This window comes from Pseudomonas sp. PS01270 (assembly GCF_029959775.1).
Taxonomy (GTDB): Bacteria; Pseudomonadota; Gammaproteobacteria; order Pseudomonadales; family Pseudomonadaceae; genus Aquipseudomonas; species Aquipseudomonas atacamensis.
Genome location: NZ_JASCPT010000077.1, coordinates 1 through 25,647, shown reverse-complemented (window position 1 = coordinate 25,647; position 25,647 = coordinate 1). Strand labels below are relative to the sequence as shown.

22 protein-coding genes are annotated in these 25,647 nt (G+C 61.5%); 14 read left to right on the top strand and 8 right to left on the bottom strand.

Annotated elements, in window-relative coordinates; genetic code table 11:
• Window positions 1-76: 76 nt before the first annotated feature.
• Window positions 77-4,885: a DUF4329 domain-containing protein gene (locus tag QMX86_RS19340; protein WP_282385416.1), complete on the bottom strand. Its 4,809-nt coding sequence runs from the start codon at window positions 4,883-4,885 to the stop codon at window positions 77-79.
• A 301-nt stretch (window positions 4,886-5,186) separates the two neighbouring features.
• On the opposite strand from QMX86_RS19340, the gene urtA reads away from it, so the two are divergent.
• The 11 genes from urtA to ureC all read left to right on the top strand — a co-directional run bounded on the left by urtA (window position 5,187) and on the right by ureC (window position 15,584).
• Entirely contained in the window at window positions 5,187-6,452 is a 1,266-nt protein-coding gene (gene urtA / locus QMX86_RS19335) for an urea ABC transporter substrate-binding protein (RefSeq protein ID WP_016771886.1), read from the top strand.
• A gap of 215 nt (window positions 6,453-6,667) precedes the next feature.
• Window positions 6,668-8,170, top strand: coding sequence for an urea ABC transporter permease subunit UrtB (urtB, locus tag QMX86_RS19330; RefSeq protein ID WP_122707780.1), 1,503 nt, complete (start codon window positions 6,668-6,670; stop codon window positions 8,168-8,170).
• Entirely contained in the window at window positions 8,170-9,249 is a 1,080-nt protein-coding gene (gene urtC, locus QMX86_RS19325) for an urea ABC transporter permease subunit UrtC (protein WP_282385420.1), read from the top strand. The genes urtB and urtC overlap by 1 nt, the downstream gene beginning before the upstream one ends.
• A 23-nt stretch (window positions 9,250-9,272) precedes the next feature.
• Complete coding sequence (urtD, locus tag QMX86_RS19320) at window positions 9,273-10,115, top strand: urea ABC transporter ATP-binding protein UrtD (RefSeq protein ID WP_172834043.1); 843 nt, start codon at window positions 9,273-9,275, stop codon at window positions 10,113-10,115.
• Window positions 10,116-10,250: 135 nt separating this feature from the next.
• Window positions 10,251-10,949: an urea ABC transporter ATP-binding subunit UrtE gene (urtE, locus tag QMX86_RS19315; protein WP_016771889.1), complete on the top strand. Its 699-nt coding sequence runs from the start codon at window positions 10,251-10,253 to the stop codon at window positions 10,947-10,949.
• Between the two features lie 44 nt (window positions 10,950-10,993).
• Window positions 10,994-11,833 carry an urease accessory protein UreD gene (locus QMX86_RS19310; protein ID WP_282385422.1) on the top strand — a complete coding sequence of 280 codons (840 nt, stop codon included), beginning with the start codon at window positions 10,994-10,996 and terminating at the stop codon, window positions 11,831-11,833.
• Window positions 11,834-12,059: 226 nt separating this feature from the next.
• On the top strand, window positions 12,060-12,362 hold the full coding sequence (gene ureA / locus QMX86_RS19305; RefSeq protein WP_003221215.1) for an urease subunit gamma: 303 nt from the start codon (window positions 12,060-12,062) through the stop codon (window positions 12,360-12,362).
• A 9-nt stretch (window positions 12,363-12,371) separates the two neighbouring features.
• Window positions 12,372-12,905, top strand: coding sequence for a GNAT family N-acetyltransferase (locus QMX86_RS19300; protein WP_071174264.1), 534 nt, complete (start codon window positions 12,372-12,374; stop codon window positions 12,903-12,905).
• Window positions 12,906-12,910: 5 nt separating this feature from the next.
• Window positions 12,911-13,447, top strand: a complete 537-nt coding sequence (locus QMX86_RS19295; RefSeq protein WP_071174263.1) for a GNAT family N-acetyltransferase — start codon at window positions 12,911-12,913, stop codon at window positions 13,445-13,447.
• Window positions 13,444-13,752 (top strand): urease subunit beta, encoded by a 309-nt coding sequence (locus QMX86_RS19290; protein ID WP_073471739.1) that lies wholly within the window; start codon window positions 13,444-13,446, stop codon window positions 13,750-13,752. The genes QMX86_RS19295 and QMX86_RS19290 overlap by 4 nt, the downstream gene beginning before the upstream one ends.
• Before the next feature lie 131 nt (window positions 13,753-13,883).
• Entirely contained in the window at window positions 13,884-15,584 is a 1,701-nt protein-coding gene (gene ureC, locus QMX86_RS19285) for an urease subunit alpha (protein ID WP_282385427.1), read from the top strand.
• Window positions 15,585-15,644: 60 nt separating this feature from the next.
• On the opposite strand, the gene QMX86_RS19280 is transcribed toward ureC, so the two are convergent.
• From QMX86_RS19280 to QMX86_RS19270, 3 genes are all read right to left on the bottom strand, one after another.
• Complete coding sequence (locus QMX86_RS19280; protein ID WP_282385429.1) at window positions 15,645-17,045, bottom strand: hypothetical protein; 1,401 nt, start codon at window positions 17,043-17,045, stop codon at window positions 15,645-15,647.
• Window positions 17,046-17,248: 203 nt separating this feature from the next.
• On the bottom strand, window positions 17,249-17,554 hold the full coding sequence (locus QMX86_RS19275; RefSeq protein WP_016771896.1) for a chaperone modulator CbpM: 306 nt from the start codon (window positions 17,552-17,554) through the stop codon (window positions 17,249-17,251).
• Window positions 17,555-17,577: 23 nt separating this feature from the next.
• Window positions 17,578-18,522 carry a DnaJ C-terminal domain-containing protein gene (locus QMX86_RS19270; protein WP_024011397.1) on the bottom strand — a complete coding sequence of 315 codons (945 nt, stop codon included), beginning with the start codon at window positions 18,520-18,522 and terminating at the stop codon, window positions 17,578-17,580.
• Between the two features lie 290 nt (window positions 18,523-18,812).
• On the opposite strand from QMX86_RS19270, the gene QMX86_RS19265 reads away from it, so the two are divergent.
• Entirely contained in the window at window positions 18,813-20,087 is a 1,275-nt protein-coding gene (locus QMX86_RS19265) for an Hsp70 family protein (RefSeq protein WP_016771898.1), read from the top strand.
• A 176-nt stretch (window positions 20,088-20,263) separates the two neighbouring features.
• On the opposite strand, the gene QMX86_RS19260 is transcribed toward QMX86_RS19265, so the two are convergent.
• From QMX86_RS19260 to QMX86_RS19250, 3 genes are all read right to left on the bottom strand, one after another.
• A complete protein-coding gene (locus tag QMX86_RS19260; RefSeq protein ID WP_016771899.1) occupies window positions 20,264-21,277 on the bottom strand; it encodes a membrane protein in 1,014 nt (337 codons plus the stop codon).
• Between the two features lie 334 nt (window positions 21,278-21,611).
• Window positions 21,612-21,917 (bottom strand): PsiF family protein, encoded by a 306-nt coding sequence (locus QMX86_RS19255; protein WP_016771900.1) that lies wholly within the window; start codon window positions 21,915-21,917, stop codon window positions 21,612-21,614.
• A gap of 63 nt (window positions 21,918-21,980) precedes the next feature.
• Window positions 21,981-22,775 carry a helix-turn-helix transcriptional regulator gene (locus tag QMX86_RS19250; RefSeq protein ID WP_282387441.1) on the bottom strand — a complete coding sequence of 265 codons (795 nt, stop codon included), beginning with the start codon at window positions 22,773-22,775 and terminating at the stop codon, window positions 21,981-21,983.
• Between the two features lie 96 nt (window positions 22,776-22,871).
• Between QMX86_RS19250 and QMX86_RS19245 the strand changes: the two genes are divergently transcribed.
• Entirely contained in the window at window positions 22,872-23,759 is an 888-nt protein-coding gene (locus tag QMX86_RS19245; protein WP_282387439.1) for a DMT family transporter, read from the top strand.
• A 96-nt stretch (window positions 23,760-23,855) separates the two neighbouring features.
• Here the strand turns inward: QMX86_RS19245 and QMX86_RS19240 are convergent, their stop codons facing one another.
• Window positions 23,856-24,734 carry a triacylglycerol lipase gene (locus tag QMX86_RS19240; RefSeq protein WP_282387437.1) on the bottom strand — a complete coding sequence of 293 codons (879 nt, stop codon included), beginning with the start codon at window positions 24,732-24,734 and terminating at the stop codon, window positions 23,856-23,858.
• 282 nt (window positions 24,735-25,016) lie between these two features.
• On the opposite strand from QMX86_RS19240, the gene QMX86_RS19235 reads away from it, so the two are divergent.
• Window positions 25,017-25,547 carry a ferritin-like domain-containing protein gene (locus QMX86_RS19235; protein ID WP_016771904.1) on the top strand — a complete coding sequence of 177 codons (531 nt, stop codon included), beginning with the start codon at window positions 25,017-25,019 and terminating at the stop codon, window positions 25,545-25,547.
• The last annotated feature ends 100 nt before the right edge of the window (window positions 25,548-25,647 follow it).

Sequence of the window (25,647 nt, the reverse complement as noted above, 5' to 3'; positions counted from 1 at the left end):
CCCCGGCCCCCCGTCCACCCCCGCGGCTGTGGGGGGGGGGGGGCCCCCCGCCCCCCCCCCACACTCGGCATTGGAATTACAACTCATCTCTGATCCGCACGGCACCTTCGGCCGCCGGCTGTTGCCGACGGATTCGCCAACCACTGCCCAGGTGCCCGGTATGGCGCCAATACGCGCCTGCCACCAACACCTGAAATTCGCCCAATTGCAGGAGTCGCGAGACAAATTGCCCAGGCGTGAGGCGGCTGACCCATTGCCCGTTTTCATAAACGACCGAACGGGTCAGCAGCAGATCCCGTTCGGCGTCTGAGTACACTGGCGTGTATTTGAGCAACTCATGGCCGGGCGTGGAGTAGTAATACCCACGAATATCGAAACCTTGGTTTTTCAACTCGTGGGTGTGTGCATACACCAGCGCGGGTTCGGCGAAATTACTGCGGATCTGTTCGTTGTCAGCGACCAGCAAGGTATTGCCCGACAGGCTGAATTGATGACTGGCCACGACGGCATAACCGTCAGGGAAGCGCGGTGCCGGTCGGCGCCAGTCGGTCGCAGGGTCCTCGGCAGTACGGAAAAGACGCAGACGAAGATTCTCCTCGTTGGCGAACCACGCAACAGGCTCCAGCGGGACAAAGCGCTGGCCGGAGTCTTCCCCGAGAACCGCGCCCTCATAGCCGGTCCGAGCGAGTATTTCATTGTCGGTCCGTTGCTGGGCATAGCGGGCAGCATCGTCGGGATGCTGGAAGATCGGTCCCTGCGCCGGAACTGGATGATTTTGCCAATGGCGCTCACGAGATATCTCGGCAAGGCCCGGTTGCCAGTCCTCCCCGACCCGACCACGGCGAGACCAGCAGGCGCTGGTTTCAATGACATGCAGGTCACCGGCTCGCGCCATCCGATTTACGTATTCGACAAGGCTGAAAGTGCCCTTGCTGTTGTTGCGTTCATCAATCGCCGCCTGCTCCATTGACACAAAAGCGTTGGGGCGCAATTCCACTTGCCCGAACCGGTCGAAGAACGTGCCGGGCTCGAACGCGTGCAGTTGCAGCCTCAGCAGCGCTCCGTCGGCGCAGGAGAAGTAGATCGGCTTGTAACCCTGTGGCGTACTGGCCCGTCGACACGCCTGCTGGACTTCGCTGGGCATGATCAGCACATGCCGGATATCCCTGGGCCGTGCGCCAAGCGGTGGCAGGACGGCGCGCAGATAAATCGAATCCAGCAGAAAGCCTGATGGCAGTCGCCCGTGCTCGAAAATCCGGTCCAGAGCCAGCGCAGACCGTTGTGCAGTCAGCGGCAGACTGGCAAGAAACACACCGCCGTCCGAGCGCAGGATGACACCGAAAGTCTGCGTATCGCGGCTCACCGCCAGCTCATGGACATATCGAGCGGCCGCATCCGCCTGAAGAAATAACGGGCCGCACACCGCCGCAGTAGCGGCTTTGCTGTAATCCGTCACGATCTGCAAATCGGCGGAGAACGGCACCCAGCGCGATACTTGCCGGGGCAGGCCCCACAGGTCACTGCCGGTGACGACCTGCAAATAACCGGTTCTGGCGAGCGAGTCGATCCAGTCGATCGGTTTCAATTCACCGCTGTAAAGGCGCTGCTTGATGGTCTCGCCATCCAGTGATGCGGGCAGGCTATTGCTTGCCGTCAGGGCAATCGACAGATCGGCGCGCAGACGCTCCCACAACCCAGGCTGATAGCGAATCGTCGCACCGTCCGGCGCAAACAGGTATTCATCCCAGACCACAGGCTTGCGGGTGAATGCCGAGTACAAGGTATCGACCGACAGCATGTTCAAGTAGATCTGTTTGTCGATGGCCGAAAACGCTACCGACAGCTCCCTCGGGACTCTGGAGCGGTAACGCGCAACGATCCGGCAATTTTCTGGAAACAGTCCGGCAGCGCGAGTCTCGTCGGCGATGATCTCGCTACTGTCGAAATTTTCGCGTGTCACTTCAATCGGCGAGGTAGCGACGTAGAGGCCGTCGGAGCGTTTCAGAATGACACCGCCATAGAGTTTGTCGGTGCTCTGCGGCAACAGCGATCGGGCATGCACCGCCGCATCGTCGGCACTGTGAAAAACCGGCCCCAGGGCGCGTCGCTGCAGATTTGCGTAAGGCTGCCAGGTTTTCTTGACCAAACCCGGCCGGTCCCAGCACAGACTCGTACGCAGCACGTCAAGTTGACCACTGTCGACCACGGTGTGCACGAAGTCGGATGGCAACAGCCTTTGCGCAGCGAGATCGTCCTTGAGCGTTTGCAGCGTCGTCTGCGAGCTGTCGTCGTAGAACAACTTGCTGGAGCTGTTGAACACATACCTGAGCAGAGCACCATCACCAGTGGCGATATACAAAGTTCTGTGCCGGCCAGGGGCGACGACCGGGCGCCGCTCGGAGAGATACATGGCAACGGTCAGCGTCTCTGGCGTGACGAAGTAATGCGCGAGCCAGTCCTGGGGATGGCGCAAGGTTTCCCCGATTCGCTGGTGCATGTAATACACGGCATGCAGGTCGAAGCCATCCGGGTACTGATACCAGGGAGCTGTCCTGCTGGAACTGAACACCGACTCCTGACGAAACAGATTGGTGCCGCTATCGCTGACGGGTATCAGCTCGCTGGCGATGTATTCCTCCCGCCCCACGCGCTTGAGAATGAAGCCGAACCAGGTTTTCTTTTCGTCGTGCAAATGCACGTCAGTACTGGATTGACTCAGTGCTGCCTCGTCCGCCGAGGAAAACACCGCACCAAAGAAAATCCTCGCAGGACGCTTCCACGGCATTGTCGTGGCGCCAGGCGCAGGCACTTGCGTTGGCGGATATGGCTGCAAAGAGAGATCTGGCAATGACGGTTTCGGTAACGTCGGCAGCGGCGGCTCAGACTCGCCTGGTTCAGCCACTGACGCTATTGGCAGGCTCCAGTCAGCGCCGATTTGCCCGCGATAGCCCCACAGTGCGTGATCGATCAGGTTGAACAAGACGCCGGCCTGCGCCTGTTCACGCACAAAGGCTTGTGGCCGTTCAGTGCCGTTGCGCAGCGCACTGGCTAGCTCGCCCGGGTGCTTGCCAGTGCCGAGGCGTCTGGCCAGCTCCCTGGCGACGATGGTGGTGTAGGGCTGGAACCTGATCAGGCTGTCACCAGCACCAGAGCAATACAGAGCGATCCCGTCGAGCAGGGTCTGCCGCAGCTCGTCAACGTTGAGCATCTGCACGTCCAGCAGAGCCTCGGCACGGGTCCAGCGCAGATACCGGATATGCACCGGGTCAAGTTGCGAAAGCGCAACGTGAGCGACATAACGCGCATGCATGGTGTGGTCGTCTGGAAACACCGGCCGACCGTGATTGTCCAGAGGATAAAGCCGCCCCTGGCTGAGCGTATCGATATCCCCGGGCAAGGGTTCGGTCACCACGAAACGCTTGTCGCTACGCTGAAAAACATACCCCGCGTGCTGCTGATCACGGCGAATGCCCACGAGCTCATGGGCATGGCGAACCGCATCATCGGCCGCCAGAAAAGCCCGGCTCAATCGCGGCCAGGGGAAATTGGCGAAGGGCTGCCATTGCAGACCCACCCGCCCCAGATGCGCCCACAACGCACTGCCGCGCACGACCTCCAGGGTCCCGGCCAGTACCAGCATTGAAACAAATGCGCGGGTATCCAGTGTGCCGGCCAACAGCCTTGCCTGCACACCGTTGTCACTGACCGTGCCGTCCGACTGCGTAACGCTCAGTGCCGCTTCGATAGAATCGCCGCTGAAGCGGTACTTCAACATCGCATGATCCTGCGCCCGCATGTACAGCGACAACGCACGCCCCGCTTGCGCCAGATGTTGGCTGCGGGCATTCGCTTCGATAGCCCAGGCGATCTCCCGGGGCGTGAAGAAGTTCTCGTAGAGCCACGGCTGGCCAGGTGGAAACTGTGCAGGGTCGGGCCGCGAGGCAAAGTAAAAGCCCTCCAGCAAATACCCCCTGGGCAGCTGCAATTGCCCTTGGGCATCAACCGGAAATATTCGCTCAGGATCCCAAGCGGCGAGGCCGGCCGGGCGCGCATGGGTGGCGACATACTCCTCGCCAGTCAACTTCTTCAACAGCAGACCCGCTGCGTGCGCGCCTCTGGATTTCAACGCGGCCAGCACGGCGCGTTCGGCATTGACGCAGACACGGGTCATCAGCGGCAGTTCGGTGACCACACCCTTTGAAAACGACGCGCCGGCCTTCCAGTCCGCGGGTACGCGCCCCACCGAGTAGCCCCAGTCGGCATTCGAAACAATGACTTTGAGTTCACCCACGGTCGCCAGTTTGTTGATCACCGCCATCACGTCATAGGCCCCCGCCGGATGGCCCGACGGCCCGCCTGACTGCTGCCAGAGAAAGTAGTCGCGCTCCTCGGGCGAGCCGCTCGAGACGTATTTGAGCAAGCTGCCATCCGGGCCTGAAAGGTAAGCGCTGCGGAAAAAATCCCGCGCCGACACATCGCCAATGAAATCGCCGCCTGAATAGAAACTCATGAACAGCCGAAGCAGCGTTTCATCCTGACGCCGATTGCCATTGCGGAACTCGGCATGGATCGGCGGATGGCTGTGAACGCTGGCGACGCACCGGTAGCCCAGCGGATGAAGCATGCCGCCAAGGACATCGGTCTGCACAATTGTGCCGAAGTCAAAACCCGTGGCTTGCCCGGCGATGGGTGAAGTGGCGAGCAATTTCCCGTCCGGACGCAGCAGGATCACGCTGCCGTACTCTTTGTCCGGGTTCAGTGGAATCCGCGTGTGCACCCAATAGGCGGCGTCCTCTTCAGTCAGAAAAGCCGGGCTCAGTGGCGGCAGCTTGAACGTTGCTGAAGAACTTGCGGTACGACCGGATCGGCCTGAGACATGACTCATAAAAACCTGCGCTGAGAATCGGGATGAGCGCGTGAGTGTGGGCCGTCGGGTTTCACCTGCTGTGGTACATGTTTATCGTTTCTGTATCCGCATCTACGCGACAGCCCGCGCCCCAATCTGGCGCAGCTGGACGCACCACCGCCCGACTACCGTCCCCTCCTGGTGCACGCCCACAGCGCGCAAGCGCTCTGGCACGACATTTTCTTGCCTGAACGCGACCGGGCACAGCCTTTGCAAAACACACCTTCAGTCGTCCGCATCTGCCAACCAGAAAAAATCGAATGTTCATGGAGATCGCACAATGAAGCGTCGCAGTTTGATCAAGGCTTTCACACTCACGGCATCCATTGCCGCGATGGGCATGACCTGGACTGTCCAGGCCGCCGAGACCATCAAGGTCGGGATTCTGCATTCGTTGTCCGGGACCATGGCGATCTCCGAAACGTCGCTCAAGGACATGGCGCTGATGACCATCGACGAGATCAACGCCAAGGGCGGCGTGAACGGCAAGATGCTCGAGCCGGTGGTGGTCGACCCCGCTTCCAACTGGCCGCTGTTCGCTGAAAAGGGCCGACAGCTGCTGACCCAGGACAAGGTCGCGGTGGTGTTCGGCTGCTGGACCTCGGTATCGCGTAAATCGGTACTGCCGGTGTTCGAAGAACTCAATGGCCTGCTGTTCTACCCGGTGCAATACGAAGGCGAAGAGATGTCGCCGAACGTCTTCTACACCGGCGCCGCGCCGAACCAGCAAGCGATCCCCGCCGTTGAATACCTGATGAGCGAAGAAGGCGGCAGCGCCAAGCGCTACTTCCTGCTCGGCACCGACTACGTCTATCCGCGCACCACCAACAAGATCCTGCGCGCATTCCTGCACTCCAAAGGCGTGGCCGACAAGGACATCGAAGAGGTCTACACGCCGTTCGGTCACAGCGATTACCAGACCATCGTTGCCAACATCAAAAAATTCTCCGCCGGCGGCAAGACTGCCGTCATCTCGACCGTCAATGGCGACTCCAACGTGCCGTTCTACAAAGAACTGGCCAACCAGGGCCTGAAGGCCACCGATGTACCGGTGGTGGCTTTCTCGGTCGGTGAGGAAGAACTGCGCGGTATCGACACCAAACCGCTGGTGGGCAACCTCGCGGCGTGGAACTACTTCGAGTCGGTGGAGAACCCTGCGAACAAGAAATTCGTCGCGGACTGGAAAGCCTATGCGAAGAAACACAACCTGCCGGGCGCCGATAAAGCCGTGACCAACGACCCGATGGAAGCCACCTACGTCGGCATCCACATGTGGGCGCAAGCGGTCGAGAAAGCCAAATCCACTGACGTCGACAAAGTGCGCGAAGCACTGGCCGGGCAGACCTTTGCTGCGCCATCGGGCTACACCCTGACCATGGACAAGACCAACCATCACCTGCACAAGCCCGTGATGATCGGCGAAATCCAGAGCGACGGGCAGTTCAACGTCGTGTGGCAGACCGAAGGCCCGATCCGCGCGCAACCATGGAGCCCGTACATTCAGGGCAACGACAAGAAGCCGGATTATGCGGTGAAGAGCAACTGAGGCGAATTCAGTTTTTGAGGCGAGCATGAGACTTCCCCCTCACCCCAGCCCTCTCCCTCAGGGAGAGGGGGAAAGGGAGCCGATCTTCATGCTCTTCAGACCCTGAGTTCGACTCGAGTTCGCAGGTCGCAGCACATCGTCCAGACACCTCGGTCAGTCCCCTCTCCCTCCGGGAGAGGGTTAGGGTGAGGGGGCGGTTGAACAGGACACCACTAATGCCCACTGCCATACACCGCGTACTTCTCGCCATCGCACTGTTGCTGCCACTCCTGGCCCACGCCGGCGATGCCGAAGACTTCGTCGCGGCCAATCCGATGCAACAGGCCAAACTGCTGGAAGCCTGGGCAGCGCAGCCCGATCCGGCGCGTATCGAATTGCTCAACGCCCTGCAGCAAGGCGAGCTGACGATCGACGGCCAAGCGAAAACCCTGCGCCTGAACAATCGCCTGCGGGGTCTGATCGACACCGCGATGGCCAGCCATCAATTGCTCGCCGCTGACAGCAAGATCCGTCTGGGCGCCGCGCAGCAATTGCAGAAAAGCGCGAAACCCGCGCAGCTGAAATTTCTCGACCGGCAACTCGCTGGGGAAAAAGATGAAAGCGTGCATGCCGCCTTGAGCCTGGCGCTGGCCAATCTGCAACTGGTCGACAGCGACCCGGCGGTGCGCCTTGCGGCGGTACGTCTGCTCGGTGAAACCGGCGACCCGCTGGCACGCACGCGCCTTGAAGGTCTGCTCGAACCGGGCGTGGAAAGCGATGCCGGCGTGCGCACCGCCGCTGAAACCAGCCTCGCTCAGGTCAAGCGCAAACTGCTGATCGGCGAAGTGCTCGGCCAGGCCTTCAGCGGCATGTCGCTGGGCTCGATTCTGCTGCTCGCCGCCCTCGGTCTGGCGATCACCTTCGGCCTGCTCGGGGTGATCAACATGGCCCACGGCGAGATGCTCATGCTCGGCGCCTACTCGACCTATGTCGTGCAGTTGATGTTCCAACGTTACGCGCCGCAGGCCATCGAGTTCTATCCGCTGATCGCGCTGCCGGTGGCGTTTTTCGTCACCGCCGCCATTGGCATGGCGCTGGAGCGAACGGTGATTCGCCATCTCTATGGTCGGCCGCTGGAAACTCTGCTCGCGACCTGGGGCATCAGCCTGATGCTGATTCAGCTTGTGCGTTTGTTGTTCGGTGCGCAGAACGTTGAAGTGGCCAACCCGGCGTGGCTGTCCGGCGGCATTCAAGTGCTGCCGAACCTGGTGCTGCCGTACAACCGCATCGTCATCATCGCTTTCGCATTGTTCGTGGTGGTGCTGACCTGGCTGCTGCTGAACAAGACCCGCCTCGGCCTCAACGTGCGCGCCGTCACCCAGAACCGCAACATGGCCGCCTGCTGCGGCGTGCCGACCGGGCGCGTGGACATGCTCGCCTTCGGTCTCGGCTCGGGCATCGCCGGCTTGGGCGGCGTGGCGCTGAGCCAGATCGGCAACGTCGGTCCCGACCTTGGCCAGAGCTACATCATCGACTCGTTCCTGGTGGTCGTGCTCGGCGGCGTCGGCCAACTGGCCGGCAGCGTGCTCGCCGCATTTGGCCTGGGCATCGCCAACAAGATTCTCGAACCGCAGATCGGTGCGGTGCTCGGCAAGATCCTGATCCTCGCGCTGATCATTCTGTTCATTCAGAAACGTCCGCAAGGCCTCTTCGCACTGAAAGGACGGGTGATCGACTGATGAACCAGCCTCTGTTAGTCACGGCCACACAAAAGGCCGGGCCGAAAGCCACGCTCGCGGTCGGCGGGGTGATTCTCGCGCTGCTGATCGTTCTGCCGCTGCTCTCGTTGTTGTCGCCAGACAATGCCCTGCACGTCTCGGCCTACACGCTGACCCTGGTCGGCAAAATCCTCTGCTACGCCATCGTCGCCCTGGCGCTGGATCTGGTCTGGGGCTATGCCGGCCTGCTGTCGCTGGGCCACGGTCTGTTCTTCGCCCTCGGCGGGTACGCGATGGGCATGTACCTGATGCGGCAGGCGGCCGGCGATGGCTTGCCAGCGTTCATGACTTTCCTGTCGTGGAGTGAATTGCCGTGGTACTGGATCGGCACCAGCAGCTTCCTCTGGGCCATGTGTCTGGTGGTGCTGGCGCCGGGTCTGCTGGCGCTGGTGTTCGGCTTTTTCGCCTTCCGTTCGCGGATCAAGGGCGTGTATTTCTCGATCATGACCCAGGCCCTGACCTTCGCCGGCATGCTCCTGTTTTTCCGCAACGAGACCGGGTTTGGCGGCAACAACGGTTTCACCAATTTCCGCACGATTCTCGGTTTCGGCATCACCGAACCGGGCACCCGCGCGGTGCTGTTTCTGGCGACCGTGCTGTTGCTGGTGGCCAGCCTGTTCATCGGCTGGCGCCTGGCGCAGAGCAAGTTCGGCCGGGTGCTGACGGCGTTGCGCGATGCGGAAAACCGTTTGATGTTCTGCGGCTACGACCCGCGCGGTTTCAAGCTGTTCGTCTGGGTGCTGAGTGCGGTGCTGTGCGGTCTCGCCGGAGCGCTGTACGTGCCGCAAGTGGGCATCATCAACCCCAGCGAAATGTCGCCGACCAACTCGATCGAAGCGGCGGTGTGGGTCGCCCTGGGCGGGCGCGGCACGCTGATCGGACCGCTGCTCGGCGCCGGCGTGGTCAACGGCATGAAGAGCTGGTTCACCGTGGCCTTCCCGGAATACTGGCTGTTCTTCCTCGGCGCGCTGTTCATCGTCGTGACGTTGTACCTGCCCAAGGGCGTGATCGGTCTGCTGAAGAAACGAGGTGAACAATGAGAGTCACAGCGAGTGCTGAATTCATGCTGGAGCCGGCGTTTTTCCCCGTGGAACCGAACAAGGACGAAGGCACCAGCCGCGACTCGATCGGCCTCGGCCAGCGCGTCGGCCCGGGCCTCGATACGCGCCACGGCACCATCCTGACCCTGGAAGACATCAGCGTCAGCTTCGATGGCTTCCGTGCCTTGAACAATCTCAACCTGTACATCGGCGTCGGCGAACTGCGCTGCATCATCGGCCCCAACGGCGCGGGCAAGACCACGCTGATGGACGTGATCACCGGCAAGACCCGGCCCAGCCACGGCAAGGCCTGGTTCGGTGAAACCCTGGATCTGACGCAGATGAGCGAAGTGCAGATTGCCCAGTCCGGCATCGGCCGCAAATTCCAGAAACCGACGGTATTCGAAGCCTTGAGCGTATTTGAAAACCTGGAGCTGGCGCAGAAGACCGACAAGTCGGTGTGGGCCAGTTTGCGTGCGCGCTTGAGTGGCGAGCAGAAGGATCGCATCAGCGAAGTGCTCGAGACGATTCGCCTGACCACCTCGGTCAATCGCCAGGCCGGGTTGTTGTCCCACGGCCAGAAGCAGTTTCTCGAGATCGGCATGTTGCTGATGCAGGACCCGCAATTGCTCCTGCTCGACGAACCGGTGGCGGGCATGACCGACGCCGAAACCGAGTTCACCGCCGAGCTGTTCAAATCGCTGGCCGGCAAGCATTCACTGATGGTGGTCGAGCACGACATGGGCTTTGTCGGCTCGATTGCCGACCACGTCACGGTGCTGCATCAGGGCAGCGTGCTGGCCGAGGGCTCGCTTGAGCAAGTGCAGGAAAACGAGCGGGTGATCGAGGTCTACCTCGGCCGCTGAAGACCTAGATCGTTCCCACGCTCTGCGTGGGAATGCCGCCATGGACGCTCTGCGTCCGCCGTTATGTGACGCGGAGCGTCACGGGATGCGTTCACACGCAGAGCGTGGGAACGATCACCGGGGGAGAATTTGGACATGCTGCAAGTCGACAAGCTGCATCAGTACTACGGCGGTAGCCACATCCTGCGTGGCCTGAGCTTTGACGTGAAGGTCGGCGAAGTGACCTGCCTGCTCGGCCGTAACGGCGTGGGCAAGACCACCCTGCTCAAATGCCTGATGGGCCTGCTGCCGGCCAAGGAAGGTGCGGTGAACTGGGAAGGCAAACCGATCACCACGTTCAAACCGCACCAGCGTGTGCATGCCGGTATCGCCTACGTGCCGCAGGGCCGTGAGATCTTCGGGCGCCTGACGGTAGAAGAAAATCTGCTGATGGGCCTGTCACGGTTTCCAGGCTCAGAAGCCAAAGAAGTTCCAGGTTTCATCTACGAACTGTTCCCGGTGCTGCTACAAATGAAGCAGCGCCGTGGCGGCGATCTGTCCGGTGGTCAGCAACAGCAACTGGCGATCGGCCGCGCATTGGCCAGCCGCCCGCGCCTGCTGATTCTCGATGAGCCCACCGAAGGCATTCAACCGTCGGTGATCAAGGAAATCGGCGCGGTGATCAAGCAGCTCGCGGCGCGCGGTGACATGGCGATTCTGCTGGTCGAGCAGTTCTACGATTTCGCCGCCGAACTGGCCGATCAATACCTGGTGATGTCGCGGGGCGAGATCGTCCAGCAGGGTCGCGGTGAAAATATGGAGGCCGAGGGTGTACGCGGGCTGGTCACGATCTAACGCGCCGGTCTAATCTGTAGCTTCCTAACGATAATCACAAAACCATGAATTCGATTGTTGCACCTGCCCTGTTTACCCCGAGCTGGCACGCCGAGCTGGAACTGGCCTACGCGCGTTTCGGCGACTGCACGCGCCCGGTCATGCGCCGCCACCTCGGCCCGCTGCGCGTGCAAAAGCATCTGTACGCCGAAGGCCCCGAGGTCTGCCAGCACATCATCGTCCACCCACCGGGCGGAATTGCCGGTGGTGATCGGCTCGATATCAGCGCGCGCGTCGAGCACAACGCCTGGGCACAGATCACCAGCCCCGGCGCCGCCAAGTGGTATCGCGCGGGCGGGCCGGCGTATCAGCAGCTCGACTTGCAAGTCGCTGCCGGCGCGACCCTGGAATGGCTGCCGCAGGAAACCATCGTCTACAGCGCCGCGCAGGCCGAGTTGGCCACAACGATCGAGCTTGAAGGCGATGCGCGGCTGTTCTACTGGGACGTGGTGGCGCTCGGTCGTCCGGCCAGCGGCGAGCGTTTTGACCTCGGGCATTTTCAGGCGCACCTGGATATCCGCCGCGATGGTCAGTTGCTCTGGCACGAACGGCAGCGCATTGTCGGTGCGGACGGTTTACTCGACTCGCCGATCGGCCTGGATGGCAATCCGGTGTTCGCAACGATGCTGGTGACCGGTGAGATTGAGGCCGAGTTGCTGGAGCGCTGCCGCTCGCTGGGGCATGAGGTGCGAGGGGATCTGACGCAATTGCCGGGACTGCTGGTGGCTCGTTGTCTGGCCAGTGAGGCGTTGCTCGCCCGCGCCTGGCTGATTGATTTATGGCGACTGCTAAGGCCTGCGCTGCTGGGCCGCGAAGCTATCGCGCCAAGAATATGGAGCACCTGAACCCCGGCCCTCACCCCCCGCCCTCTCCCGGAGGGAGAGGGAGCCTGACCGAGTCGTCTGAAATGAATTTATCTGCCTGAACGAATATTGCTGACTGAATTGGCCATCGAAAACAACCAAGATGAGTCCCCTCTCCCTCGGGAGAGGGCTAGGGTGAGGGGCTGCTCCAACTGGCACCCCACACTTCTCGAGAGCCACCCGAATCTGCCCTGATGGAACCCGAACCATGGACCTGACCCCACGCGAAAAAGACAAGCTGCTGATCTTCACCGCCGGCCTCGTCGCCGAGCGGCGGCTGGCCCGTGGCGTGAAACTCAATTACCCGGAAGCCATGGCCTACATCTCCGCCGCGCTGCTCGAGGGCGCCCGCGACGGCCAGACCGTGGCCGAGCTGATGCATTACGGCACCACCCTGCTCAGCCGTGAACAAGTGATGGAAGGCATCCCGGAAATGATCCCGGAGATCCAGGTCGAGGCGACGTTCCCCGACGGCACCAAACTGGTCACCGTTCACCAGCCGATCGTCTGAGGCCGCGCCATGACTTACAGCATTCGCGATGCGAGCCGGGCCGACCTGCCAGCGATCCGCGACATCTACAACGACGCCGTGCTCAACACCACGGCGATCTGGAACGAACAAGCGGTCGACCTCGGCAATCGCCAGGCATGGTTCGACGCGCGTCAGTTGCAGGCGTATCCGATTCTGGTGATCGCCGACCATGAAAACGCAGTGCTGGGTTATGCCTCGTTCGGCGACTGGCGGCCGTTCGACGGCTTCCGTCACACCGTCGAGCACTCGGTGTACGTGCGCAGCGATCAACGCGGCAACGGCCTCGGCCCGCAACTGATGACCGCGTTGATCGAACGCGCACGCACCTGCGGCAAACACGTCATGGTCGCCGCCATCGAAAGCGGCAACGCTGCCTCGATCCGCCTGCACCAGCGCGCCGGTTTCAGCGTCACCGGGCAGATGCCGCAAGTGGGCACCAAGTTCGGCCGCTGGCTCGACCTGACCTTCATGCAGTTGACCCTCAATCCCGGCGCACAGCCACCGGATGCCCACAAGGAGTGATGTCGATGAACGCCGCCCAGTTGCGCCGCGTCAACGCTGAGAGCTTTGCCCACTATCGCCAGGGCCTGATCGATCTGCTGCTCGACGCCGTCGGTTACGGCGCCAGCGTCGGCTTCATGGCCGACCTCGATGCCGCCCAGGCGCGCGCGTATTTCGATGAGGTGCAGGACAACATCAACAAGGGCAGCACGCTGCTCTGGGTGGTGGTGAAGGACGAGCAGGTGCTGGCCAGCGTGCAACTGGGCCTGTGCCAGAAGGCCAATGGTCTGAACCGCGCCGAAGTGCAGAAACTGCTGGTGCGCGCACACGCGCGTCGGCGCGGTCTCGGTCAGCAACTGATGCAGGCGCTGGAACTCGAAGCGCCCAAGCACAAGCGCGGCATGCTCTATCTCGACACCGAGGCCGGCTCGCCGGCAGAAGATTTCTACAAGGCGCTGGGCTACGTGCGCGCCGGCGAAATCCCCGATTACGCCTGCGACCCCAACGGCACCTATCGTCCGACCGCTCTCTATTACAAAGTCCTGCAAGGAGCCCAGCGATGATTCCTGGCCAATACCAGATCCAGCCCGGCGACATCGAACTCAACGTCGGCCGTCGCACCCTCAGCCTGAAAGTCGCCAACAGCGGCGACCGGCCGATTCAGGTCGGCTCGCATTTCCACTTTTTTGAAACCAACGACGCGCTGACCTTCGATCGCGCCGCCAGTCGCGGCATGCGCCTGAATATTCCGGCGGGCACGGCGGTGCGCTTCGAGCCGGGGCAAAGCCGTGAAGTCGAACTGGTGGATTACGCCGGGCATCGCCGGGTGTTCGGCTTTGCCGGCCGCATCATGGGTGATCTCGACTGACGGATCGTTCCCACGCTCCGCGTGGGAATGCATCCCGTGACGCTCCGCGTCACAAAAGGCGGACGCAGAGCGTCCATGGCGGCATTCCCACGCAGAGCGTGGGAACGATCATTGAATCCCAAGGCAAGCACATGAAGATTTCTAGAAGCGCCTACGCCGACATGTTCGGCCCCACCGTCGGCGACAAGGTGCGCCTGGCCGATACCGAGCTGTGGATCGAAGTCGAAAAAGACTTCACCACCTACGGCGAGGAAGTGAAGTTCGGTGGTGGCAAAGTCATCCGCGACGGCCAGGGCCAGAGCCAGTTGCTCGCCGCCGAAGTGGTCGACACGCTGATCACCAACGCGCTGATCATCGACCACTGGGGCATCGTCAAGGCCGACGTCGGCCTCAAGGACGGGCGCATCGCCGCAATCGGCAAGGCCGGCAACCCCGACGTGCAGCCCAACGTGACCATCGCCATCGGCGCCGGCACCGAAGTGATCGCCGGCGAAGGCATGATCCTCACCGCTGGCGGCATCGACACGCATATCCACTTCATCTGCCCGCAGCAGATCGAAGAAGCGCTGATGAGCGGCGTCACCACCATGATCGGCGGCGGCACCGGGCCGGCCACCGGCACCAACGCCACCACCTGCACCTCCGGCCCGTGGCATCTGGCGCGCATGCTCCAGGCCGCCGATGCTTTCCCGATGAACATCGGTCTGACCGGCAAGGGTAACGCCAGCCTGCCGGAGCCGTTGATCGAACAGGTCAAGGCCGGCGCCATCGGCCTCAAGCTGCACGAAGACTGGGGCACCACCCCGGCGAGCATCGACAACTGCCTCAACGTCGCCGACCAGTACGACGTGCAGGTGGCGATCCACACCGACACCCTCAACGAATCCGGTTTCGTCGAAACCACCCTCGGCGCATTCAAGGGCCGCACCATCCACACCTATCACACCGAAGGTGCCGGTGGCGGCCACGCGCCGGACATCATCAAGGCCTGCGGTTTCCCCAACGTGCTGCCGAGTTCGACCAACCCGACCCGGCCGTTCACCCGCAACACCATCGACGAACACCTCGACATGCTGATGGTCTGCCATCACCTCGACCCGAGCATTGCCGAAGACGTCGCCTTCGCCGAAAGCCGTATCCGCCGCGAAACCATTGCCGCTGAAGACATCCTCCACGACCTCGGCGCGTTCTCGATGATCAGCTCCGACAGTCAGGCCATGGGCCGCGTCGGTGAAGTCATCACGCGCACCTGGCAGACCGCAGACAAGATGAAAAAACAGCGCGGCCCACTGCCCCAGGACGGTGAGGGCAACGACAACTTCCGCGCCAAGCGTTACATCGCCAAGTACACCATCAACCCGGCGATTACCCACGGCATCAGCCATGAAGTCGGCTCGATCGAAGTCGGCAAGTGGGCCGATCTGGTGCTATGGCGTCCAGCGTTCTTTGGTGTGAAACCGACGCTGATTCTCAAGGGTGGCGCGATTGCCGCGAGCCTGATGGGCGATGCCAACGCCTCGATTCCGACACCGCAACCGGTGCATTACCGCCCGATGTTCGCCAGCTACGGTGGCTCGCTGCACGCCACCAGCCTGACCTTTATCAGCCAGGCGGCGCAGGAGGCCGGGTTGCCGGAGGCTCTGGGGTTGAAAAAGCAGATCGCTGTGGTGAAGGGCTGCCGCGACGTGCAGAAAACCGACCTCATCCACAACGACTATTTGCCGAACATCGATGTCGATCCGCAGACCTATCAGGTCAAGGCCGATGGCGTGTTGCTGTGGTGCGAACCGGCGGAATCGCTGCCGATGGCGCAGCGCTATTTTCTGTTTTGATTAGGGGGCGCGCTGAATACGGACTCGCTGGTTCGTATTCAGCAGCTATCGCTCAGGCGATCACGGAAACAACTTCGCGATGTCCGCGTCGCTGTAGTTGTAATTGATGCGTAACTCGGTTCCTGCCGGAATATCTTCGGTAGCGAAGATGGCGTTGAGAATGAAGTCGCGGGTGACCAGTTCCTTGCCTATCAACTGTTGCGCTTCAACATCGAATGGCACGAATTCGACGTTATAACCATCCGTGGCCTGGCGAACCGGCTTGCCCGTTGCGTTGTACCAGAAATGCGTATTGATCCTGGAGATGATCGTGTCACCGACCATCGCCAGCTGGACGGGGATCAGATATCCAGGTCCTGGCTGGTAACGCACGCCGACCTTCATGGTGTATGACTGCTGGGGCAGCGGCACAAGACGTCCTGGCATGATGGCGCCAGCATAGACGCCGACCACCTCGCCTCGGCTGATGCGCCGGTTGGCAACCACCATGGACTGGCCGACCAGGGCCCGCTCACCGGGCGCACGCATGTCGGCCTCGGTGAACAGTCGCCATTGCAGCTTTTCTTCATACAGCCGCGCGACATGCTCGTAGGCGCCAAACTTGATGTACGGCTTGATCTGCTCGGAGGTGTATCGGCCGCCGTCTTCGAAACGCACGAGGGTCTGGAGCTTCTTTATGCGGATAGGTGTGCCGGCGATGTCCCGGAATGGATATTTGCCGTTATTGGCTCGGTCGTAGACCCCGGGCCGATTGCTGAGAAACGAAAAGCGCGTTTCGCTGCGCATCGCACTCAACTCGTCAGCAGTGAAAGGTTTGACGGGCATCGACTCGGACGCCAGATAGAAATGTTCATCTGCCGCATCGACATCGTCGGGCAGCTCTTCAAGGGCTGACTCATAGTCTTCATCACTCTGCCGCGCCGCCCTGCGGCTTTTACCCGGTACAACGGCGGCGTCCAGCGATGCGCTGAAATCCTCCAGCGAGTACCAGTGCTTGTTCAACGGATCGTAGGCAAGCACTGGACCGGACGGCTGCAGCTCGCTGGACAACCGGGCCCGATGCAGACCGGTCTCGGCATCGACGCCGATCAGCACCGTACCACCGCCCTGCAAGTCCGCGTATTGGCGACCCTTGAATAGGCGAAACCCGTCAACGTCCGCTTGCGGTAGAGGGGCTGTCGAGGCAATCAGGTAACGCTCCAGCGCGGAGGCTGCAACGGTTGGGACAGAACCCGAGGTAGACGGCGTCGGATGGACTTGCACGCTGTGCGGCGTGGCTGCAATTTCCATTTGCTGCGTGCTACTGCCGGGTTCGCTGGTATCGGGCGGGGTCTTGCGAATGAACGGACCGGGGGGCAGGTGCGGCGACTCGATACCGTGCGTGGCGGAATCCCGGGATGTGCGCCCAGGGGTGGTGATATCGACTGCGCCCGGCTTGGGCGGCTTGGGTCTGACTGGCATTGACAGGCTTCCTTGCAAAGATTGCGCAGCGCTGGCCAGTCTGGCTGGCGCTACGACCGTCGGCATCCATTGCCAACATGTGCCCGGAAAACTATCAGACCATCCAGCCGGTTCATACCGGGTGAAACACTCGCAAACACTAACCCGGCACCAGCGGGCCGACTCGCGATGAGGCCGGGTCAGATCTCATCGCCTCAAACAACCTATTCGACCACCAGCCGCCCCAACCGCTGGCGCAACATGCGGTTCTCGGCGCGCAACTGCTTCACCTCATCCAGCAGATCCAGCGCCAGCGCGACGCCTTCCCACTCCAGTTCCAGATCACGGCGCAGCTTCGCCGCGCGCTTGGCCAAGGCCAATTCGTAATCGGTGAAGCGCCATTCCCGGGGCTGCGCGCCCTGAGGTTCGAGGATGCCGTGTTCGACGATTTCGATCACGTAGACGTCCGACAAATCGGCCGCCTCACAGAATTCTGCCAGGTCCAGTTGAACGATCAGGGGGCTGCTCATGATGGGCTACTCCGTCGTCGGGTTCAGAAGTTCTCTCGCGGGTTGAACGCGGCTTTCTTCGCCAGTTCCTGCCACAGCGCCTTGACCTCATCGTCGGAGGCTTTCGGCATCACGGCCTTGAGCTGCACGAACAGATACCCGCGTTCGCCGGCCTTGTTCAGCAGGCCATGGCCCTTGGCGCGCATGCGCTGGCCATTCTGGCTGCCGGCCGGGACCTTGAGGTTGATCTTGCCGGTCAGGGTTGGCACGGCCACTTCGGTGCCCAATGCCAATTCCCATGGAGCCAGGGGCAAGGTGATGATCAGGTTCTCGCCTTCAACATCGAATTTCGGGTGCGGCGCAAACCGGATAGTCAGGTACAGATCGCCATTCGCCCCGCCACCAATGCCCGGTGCGCCCTGGCCCTTCAGGCGAATCCGCTCGCCGTCGGTGACGCCGGCCGGAATCTTCACGTTCAGGCTCTTGCTGGTGTTGCTGACATGCTGGCCGTGCGCGTTGTATTGCGGCACCTGAAAGGTGACTTTCTTCGATTCGTTCGACAGGGTTTCTTCGAGGAAGACCGGCAGTTCCATTTCCACGTCTTGCCCTCGGCGTCCGCGTGATTGGCGGCTCTCGGCGCCACCGAAACCGGGGCCGCGATTGCCGAAGATCGAACTGAAGAAGTCCGAGAAGTCGCCCGTGTCGCCACCGCCGCCGCCGAAGCCGCCACGGCTCTGCCAGCCCGGCGGGCCCTGGAACGGCTGACCGTGCTGGCCATAACGGCGCAGTTCGTCGTATTCGGCGCGTTTGTCGGCACTTTTCAGCGCTTCATAGGCTTCCGAGGCGTCCTTGAACTTGGCCTCGGCGTCTTTTTCCTTGCTGACATCGGGGTGGTATTTGCGCGCCAGCTTGCGATAGGCCGCCTTGATGGCCTTGTCGTCGGCTGTCGGCTCCACGCCGAGTATCTTGTAATAGTCTTTGAAGTCCATGGAAGGATCACCATCCGTTATCGATTTCGCGCCGAGACCAGCATGCGCCGATTGGCACGTGCCGGGTTGACCGATCTCAAGTTTGTGACCGGGTGGCGCCGCAGAAGTTTATCGGCAGTGGACGACGGTTCTTGCGACCGCCGGTGTGTCTGCCGGCCCATGCCAGCAAGTTTGGGGCGAAGCGGCGCTTTTCAAGCTGTCTGCCGGCGAAATAGCGGATGACCGGCCTTCGAATCTGCCGCGCACTGACATACACTGCGCGGCCGTTTTTTCACCGGAATCCGAAAGACATGAAAGACGCCTCTCCAGCCCGTGCCTGCGGCATCGACTTCGGCACGTCCAACTCCACCGTCGGCTGGCTGCGCCCCGGCATGGACACCATGATCGCGCTGGAAGACGACAAGATCACCCTGCCGTCGGTGGTCTTCTTCAACATCGAGGAACGTCGCCCGGTCTACGGTCGCCTGGCCCTGCACGAGTATCTGGAAGGCTACGAAGGTCGGCTGATGCGCTCGTTGAAAAGCCTGCTCGGCTCCAAGCTGATCAAGCACGACACCAGCGTCCTCGGCACGGCGATGCCGTTCAAGGACCTGCTCGGGCTGTTCATCGGCCAGCTCAAGAGCCGCGCCGAAACCGCCGCCGGTCGGGAATTCGAGCAAGTGGTGCTGGGTCGTCCGGTGTTCTTCGTCGACGACGATCCGCTGGCTGACCAGGAAGCCGAAGACACCCTGGTCGAAGTGGCGCGCAAAATCGGTTTCAAAGATGTGTCGTTCCAGTACGAGCCGATCGCGGCAGCGTTCGACTACGAGTCGACCATTGAGAAAGAAGAGCTGGTACTGATCGTCGACATCGGCGGTGGTACCTCCGACTTCTCGCTGGTGCGCCTGTCGCCCGAGCGTCGTGGTCTCGACAACCGTCACGATGACATCCTCGCCACCGGCGGTGTGCACATCGGTGGTACCGACTTCGACAAACAGCTCAGCCTGCAAGGCCTGATGCCGCTGTTCGGCTACGGCAGCCGCATGAAGAGCGGCGCCTACATGCCGACCAGCCACCACATGAACCTGGCGACCTGGCACACGATCAACTCGGTGTACTCGCAGAAATCCACGCTGGCGCTGGGCAGCATGCGCTACGACATCGAAGACACCGGCGGCATCGATCGCCTGTTCAAGCTGATCGAACAGCGCGCCGGGCACTGGCTGGCGATGGAAGTGGAAGAAACCAAGATTCAGCTGACCCACGCCGACAGCCGCCACGTGCCGCTGGACCGCATCGAAGCCGGGCTGAGCGTCGAACTGAGCCGCGCGCTGTTCGAATCAGCGATCGAGGCTTTGCTGGAGCGTGTGCGCGGCAGCGTTACGCAATTGCTCAATGATGCCGGCGTGGCGGTCGATCAGGTCGACACGGTGTTCTTCACTGGAGGTTCGAGCGGCATCCCGGCCCTGCGCAACAGCGTCTCGGCAATGCTGCCGAACGCCCGGCATGTCGAAGGCAACATCTTTGGCAGCATTGGTAGCGGTTTGGCGATTGAAGCGATGAAGCGCTACGGTTCGATGGCCTGATCACAATCTGTGGCGAAGAGCCTTTGTGGAGAGGGGATTTATCCTGTGGCGAGGGGATTTATCCCCGTTGGGCCGCGAAGCGGCCCCGCTCCTGAGCTTGAAAGCAGGGGCCTGCTGCGCAGGCCAACGGGGATAAATCCCCTCGCCACAGATGCATTCAATTCAGTTGCCTGGCCTTAGACCATCCCGCCCAGCTTCAGCTCACTCTTCAGATACGCGTAATAAATCGGCCCTGCCACCACCCCCGGCAAACCGAACGCGGCTTCGAACACCAGCATCGCCAGAAGCAACTCCCACGACTTGGCACTGATCTGCCCGCCAACGATGCGCGCGTTGAGAAAGTATTCGAGCTTGTGGATAACGATCAGGTAGCCCAGCGCGGCGATCGCCACCCAGATCGACAGCGACAGGCCGACGATGGTGATCAGCGTGTTCGACATCAGGTTGCCGATCACCGGCAGCAGGCCGAGCAGGAAGGTCAGCACGATCAGGGTTTTGGTCAGCGGCAGCTTGATGCCGAACATCGGCAGGATCACCGCGAGGAAGATCCCGGTGAACACGGTGTTGAGCAGGGAAATCTTGATCTGCGCGAAGACGATATTACGAAACGCCTGCACCAGCAGATGCAAACGGTCGAACAAAGCGGCGGCCAGAGGCTTGCGCTTGGTCACGTCGGGGATGCGCTGCAGGGCGATGATCGCGCCGAGCACCATGCCGATCAGCAGGGTGACGAACATGTGCGCGGCGTCCTTGCCGACCAGTTGCAGGTCGGCCAGATGCTTGCTCGCCCACTCGCCGATCGCCACGCGAAATTCCGCCGCGCTGGCCGGCAGATAAGCGTCGATGAACGGCGGCAACTGCCCGCGCGCGCGATCGACCACGCCCATGAACTTATCCAGCGAGGCGCCGGGGTTTTCCGCTTCATGCAGGAGGAAACTGATGGCGCCGGCGAAGATCAGCGCCAGCGCACTCACCACCAGCGTGCCGAGCAGCGCCACCGCCAACCAGCGCGCACGCCGCCCTTCGATCAGCCGTTGCAGTTGCGGGGTGAGCATGTTGACCAGCTCGAACACCAGCAACCCGGCCAGCAGGCTCGGCAACAGGCGCAGCGGCAGCACCAACAGCAAACCGCCAAAAATGATGATGCAACTGACCCAGAACACAACATGACGCTGAGAAAACGTTGGCATACAGCCTCAAAACGAACGGCGTGAAAGGATGGGCAGTCTGCCAGCGATCCTGGGTTAGCACTAGGGATATGCGGGGTTTCGGATTTTCGTGCAAGGCTTGCGAATTTCCCCCTCACCCTAGCCCTCTCCCAGAGGGAGAGGGGACAGATTGGGGGTTGCTCGAAAAATTTTCCGACCTGAACGGGCAGTGCCGAATCCGCAATCGACCCGGTATTTCAGACCCCAGTTCCTGTCGGCATCAATGCGGTCGGTCCCCTCTCCCTCCGGGAGAGGGTTAGGGTGAGGGAAAATCTCAAGCCGACCGAGTCAATCGGACACCCATGGCGCCCCCCCCTTATTTTTTCTTCAGACACTCACTCATGAACGCCTTGCGCGCATCGCCAGTCAGCGCCTTGGTTTTCGCGTCGGCATTGCAGGTGGTCATCTTCTGCTGCTGCGGGGTCAGCTCCTTGCCATCGTTGGCCGCTGGTGCCGCTTTCAGGCAGGTGCTCATGAACGCCTTGCGCTCGTCGCCCTTCAGGCTTTTGGCGGTCGCATCGGCATTGCAGGTGGTCATCTTGTTCTGTTGCGCCGTGGCGGCGAAACCCTGGGAACACACAAGCAGCCCGATCATCAACAACGGCACACGCAACATCTTCATGGAGTTTTCTCCTTGTTGCCGCACCGATGGATGCGGCCTCTGTCGCAGTGTAGTCAAAGCTTGTTACACCTTCCTGCCCTCGAGGTGGCTGCGCCGATACTGCTCCGGCGTGCACCCGGCCTGGCGGGCGAACATGGCGATGAAGGCCGAGCCGCTGCTGTAGCCGAGGTCGAAAGCGATTTCCTGCACCGAACGCGATGTTTCCAGCGCCTCGATCGCCGCCAGATAACGCAAGCGCTGACGCCACTCGCCAAAGCTCATGCCCAGCTCGCGGACAAACTGCCGGGCCAGGGTGCGCTCGCTGACATGCACTTGCGCGGCCCAATGCGCCAACGGTTGGTTGTCGCCCGGCGCGGCCTGCAAGGCGTCGAGAATCGTCAGCAAGCCCGGGCTGCTCGCATACGGCAGGTAACATTCCTGCACCGGTGCCTGTTGCAGTTGATCGACCAATACCTGGGCCAGACGCTGATCGGCCTCATGCTCCGGAATCTTCACATCGCGGGCAGCGAAGTCCTTGAGAATCGCCTTGAGAATGTCACTGATCGCCAAGGTGCAGGCATGCGCCGGCAACCGTGTGCAAACACTTGGATCAAGACACACCGCGCGATAGTTGACCGGCTGATGGCTGTAGAAACTGTGCTCGACCTCGGGCGGCACCCACACCGCGTACTGCGGCGGCGACATGAAGCGGCTGCCGTCGACATCCATGTGCAATACGCCATGGGCCGCGTATTCCAGCGTGCCCCAAGGATGCCGGTGTGGCGCGGCATATTCGTGGGCGTTGAAATCGGCGTAGCGGAAATACACCGCTGACGGCAATTCGCTGAAATCGAGCAGATCGATGTGTTTGCTGTTCATGCTGTCCGGATGCAGAGGCAGGTTGTCCGGTTCGCAGTATAGGCCTGCATCCAGACAGGCGATAATCGCCCTTCATCAACGTTCTGGTTTTGTCCCATGCAATACGCGTTTCCCCTGCTGGCGATTTTCATCTGGGCCGGCAACACCGTGATCAACAAACTGGCGGTCGGCGCGATCTTCCCCGCCGAGATCGGTTTTTACCGCTGGCTGCTCGCCGGCGTGCTGTTCACGCCATTCATGCTGAAGAAAGTCATCGCCCACTGGCCGCAGATTCGGCCGAACCTGGGGCGGATTTTCATCCTCGGCGTGCTCGGCATGGCGGTGTATCAGAGCCTCGCCTATTTCGCCGCAACACTGACCACCGCGACCAACATGGGCATCATCCTGTCGCTGATGCCATTGATGTCGCTGGCCATGGCGATCATCAGCCTCGGCCAGCGCCTGACGGCTGGTGCCTTGGTCGGCGCGGTGCTGTCGTTCGCTGGCGTGCTGGTGGTGGTGTCGTCCGGCAGCCTCGGTGCGCTGCTGCAACACGGGGTCAATCTGGGCGATGCGATGATGCTGGTCGCGACGCTGGCCTATGCGGTTTACAGCACGCTGCTGAAAAAGTGGCAACTGCGCCTGCCGCCACTGGTGCTGCTGTACTTGCAGGTGCTGGTGGCGATTGTGGTGTTGTTTCCGTTGTTCGCGATGTCGCCGAAGACCGGGCTGAACCTGCAGAACGTACCGCTGGTGCTGTATGCATGCCTGCTGGCCTCGATGGTCGCGCCGCTGGCGTGGATGCAGGCGGTGCAGCGACTGGGGCCGAGCCGGACGACGCTGTTTTTCAATCTGCTGCCATTGATTACCGCGCTGATTGCAGCAGTGGTGTTGAAGGAACAGTTGGCGATGTATCACTTGGTGGGCGGGTTGCTGACCTTGGGTGGGGTGGTTTTGTCGGAGCGCTGGACCACGGTGCTGGGCCGGCGGATCGGCGTTGCCTGATTGAAAAGATCGCAGCCTTCGGCAGCTCCTACAGGACACCGCATTTCAAGGGTAGGAGCTGCCGAAGGCTGCGATCTTTTGATCTTGATCCTGCTTTCATAACCCAGCCGCCTCCAGCCGCGCCGCATGCTCGACAAACAGCCGTACCGGATCCGCGCCTTTGCCCACCAGTCCCAGCGACTGATTGACGATGTCGAAATGATCCAGCGGATAGTCATCACCGATCACCGTGCCCAGATGCGAGCTGTAACGGCCGACCATGCCATCGCACTGCCCCGGCTCACGGACGAAGGTCCTGGCGAACAAGCGACAACTGCGGTTGGTGCCGTCAAAAAGATTGCCGCCACGATCGGTCTTGCCCGGTTGCAGCGTCCCTGACCAGGAGTAATAGCGCACACCATTGACCTCTTCCGGCCCCTGCCCGCCCCACGTTTGCGGCAGCCCCTGTGGATAACGTTGATTGAATAATGCGACGCCCGCCGTGGTCAGCGATTGGTGGGAAGCGTGGATATCCACCGGCAGTTTCGGCCCGTGATAACCCGTGTCGAGCAGTGCCATGATCCAGCCGATCAGGCGCAGCAACGCTTCGAGCAAGCGCCCCTTGGCGCTGTTGGCGGGATAGTGCTTTTCCAGATAATCCGCCAGTTCGGAGCCATGATTCGGCCCGGCGACCGATGTTACCGAGGCGACCAGATCCGGACGCTTCGCCGCCGCATACCGTGCAGTCAACGCGCCTTGGCTGTGGCCAAACAGATTGACCTTTTGCGCCCCGCTCTCGCGCAGGATTTCCTCGATCCGCGCCAGCAACTGCTCGCCGCGCACTTCAGTAGAGTTGAGCGGCGAGACCTGCACCGCGACCACCGTCGCACCACCACGGCGCAAGGCCTTGATGATGCCGAACCAATACGGATAAAGCACCAGCCGGACAAAGCCGAGCATGCCCGGCACCAGCACCAGTGGATAACGTGTCGACATGGATTACATCCTTGTGCGCGGTGAGTGGATGCCAGACCTGCAAGACGCCCGCCAAGCATCCAGCGTGACGATGACAACTGAACGATGAGCCTACTTCAGCCCGCCACGATCCGCTCCACCGAAACCGGTCTGACTCTCCCGACATCGCAGTCTTCAGCAGTTCCTGCAGCGCGTCCGGCGTAAATCGCATAAAACTTTTCGCTCCGCTCAAGACTCACAACCTGGGAAGCGACCGCGTCTTCAGAACGTGGCGCCTATCGGATTAGCCTCCAGGAGAATGAAATGAGTGACGTGCATTTGTCTGATGTTCAAACCCTGCGCGAACGCGCGCGGCAACACGTGGAAAACGGCGCGGTCACCGAGGGCTACAACGCCAACCGTGAGGAAATACTGCGTTTGCTCAATGAGTCGCTGGCCACCGAGCTGGTGTGCACCTTGCGCTACAAGCGCCACTACTTCATGGCCAACGGCCTGAAAGCCAACGTCGCCGCCGACGAATTTCTCGAGCACGCCAACCAGGAAGCCGAGCACGCCGATCGCCTCGCCGAACGCATCGTGCAACTGGGCGGCGAACCGGAGTTCAACCCTGACCTGCTGAGCAAGATGTCCCACGCGCAATACGTGGCCGGCAACACACTCAAGGAAATGGTTTACGAAGATCTGGTGGCCGAGCGCATCGCCATCGACAGCTACCGCGAAATCATCCAGTACATCGGTGACAAGGACCCGACCACTCGCCGCATCTTCGAAGACATCCTCGCCCAGGAAGAAGAACACGCCGACGACATGGCGGATATCCTTAACGATCTGTAATCCCGTCACACCGCTTTCGCGAGCAGGCTCGCTCCCACACTGGAACGTATTTCAATTGAAGAAATGCGTTCGAATGTGGGAGCGCGCCTGCTCGCGAAGG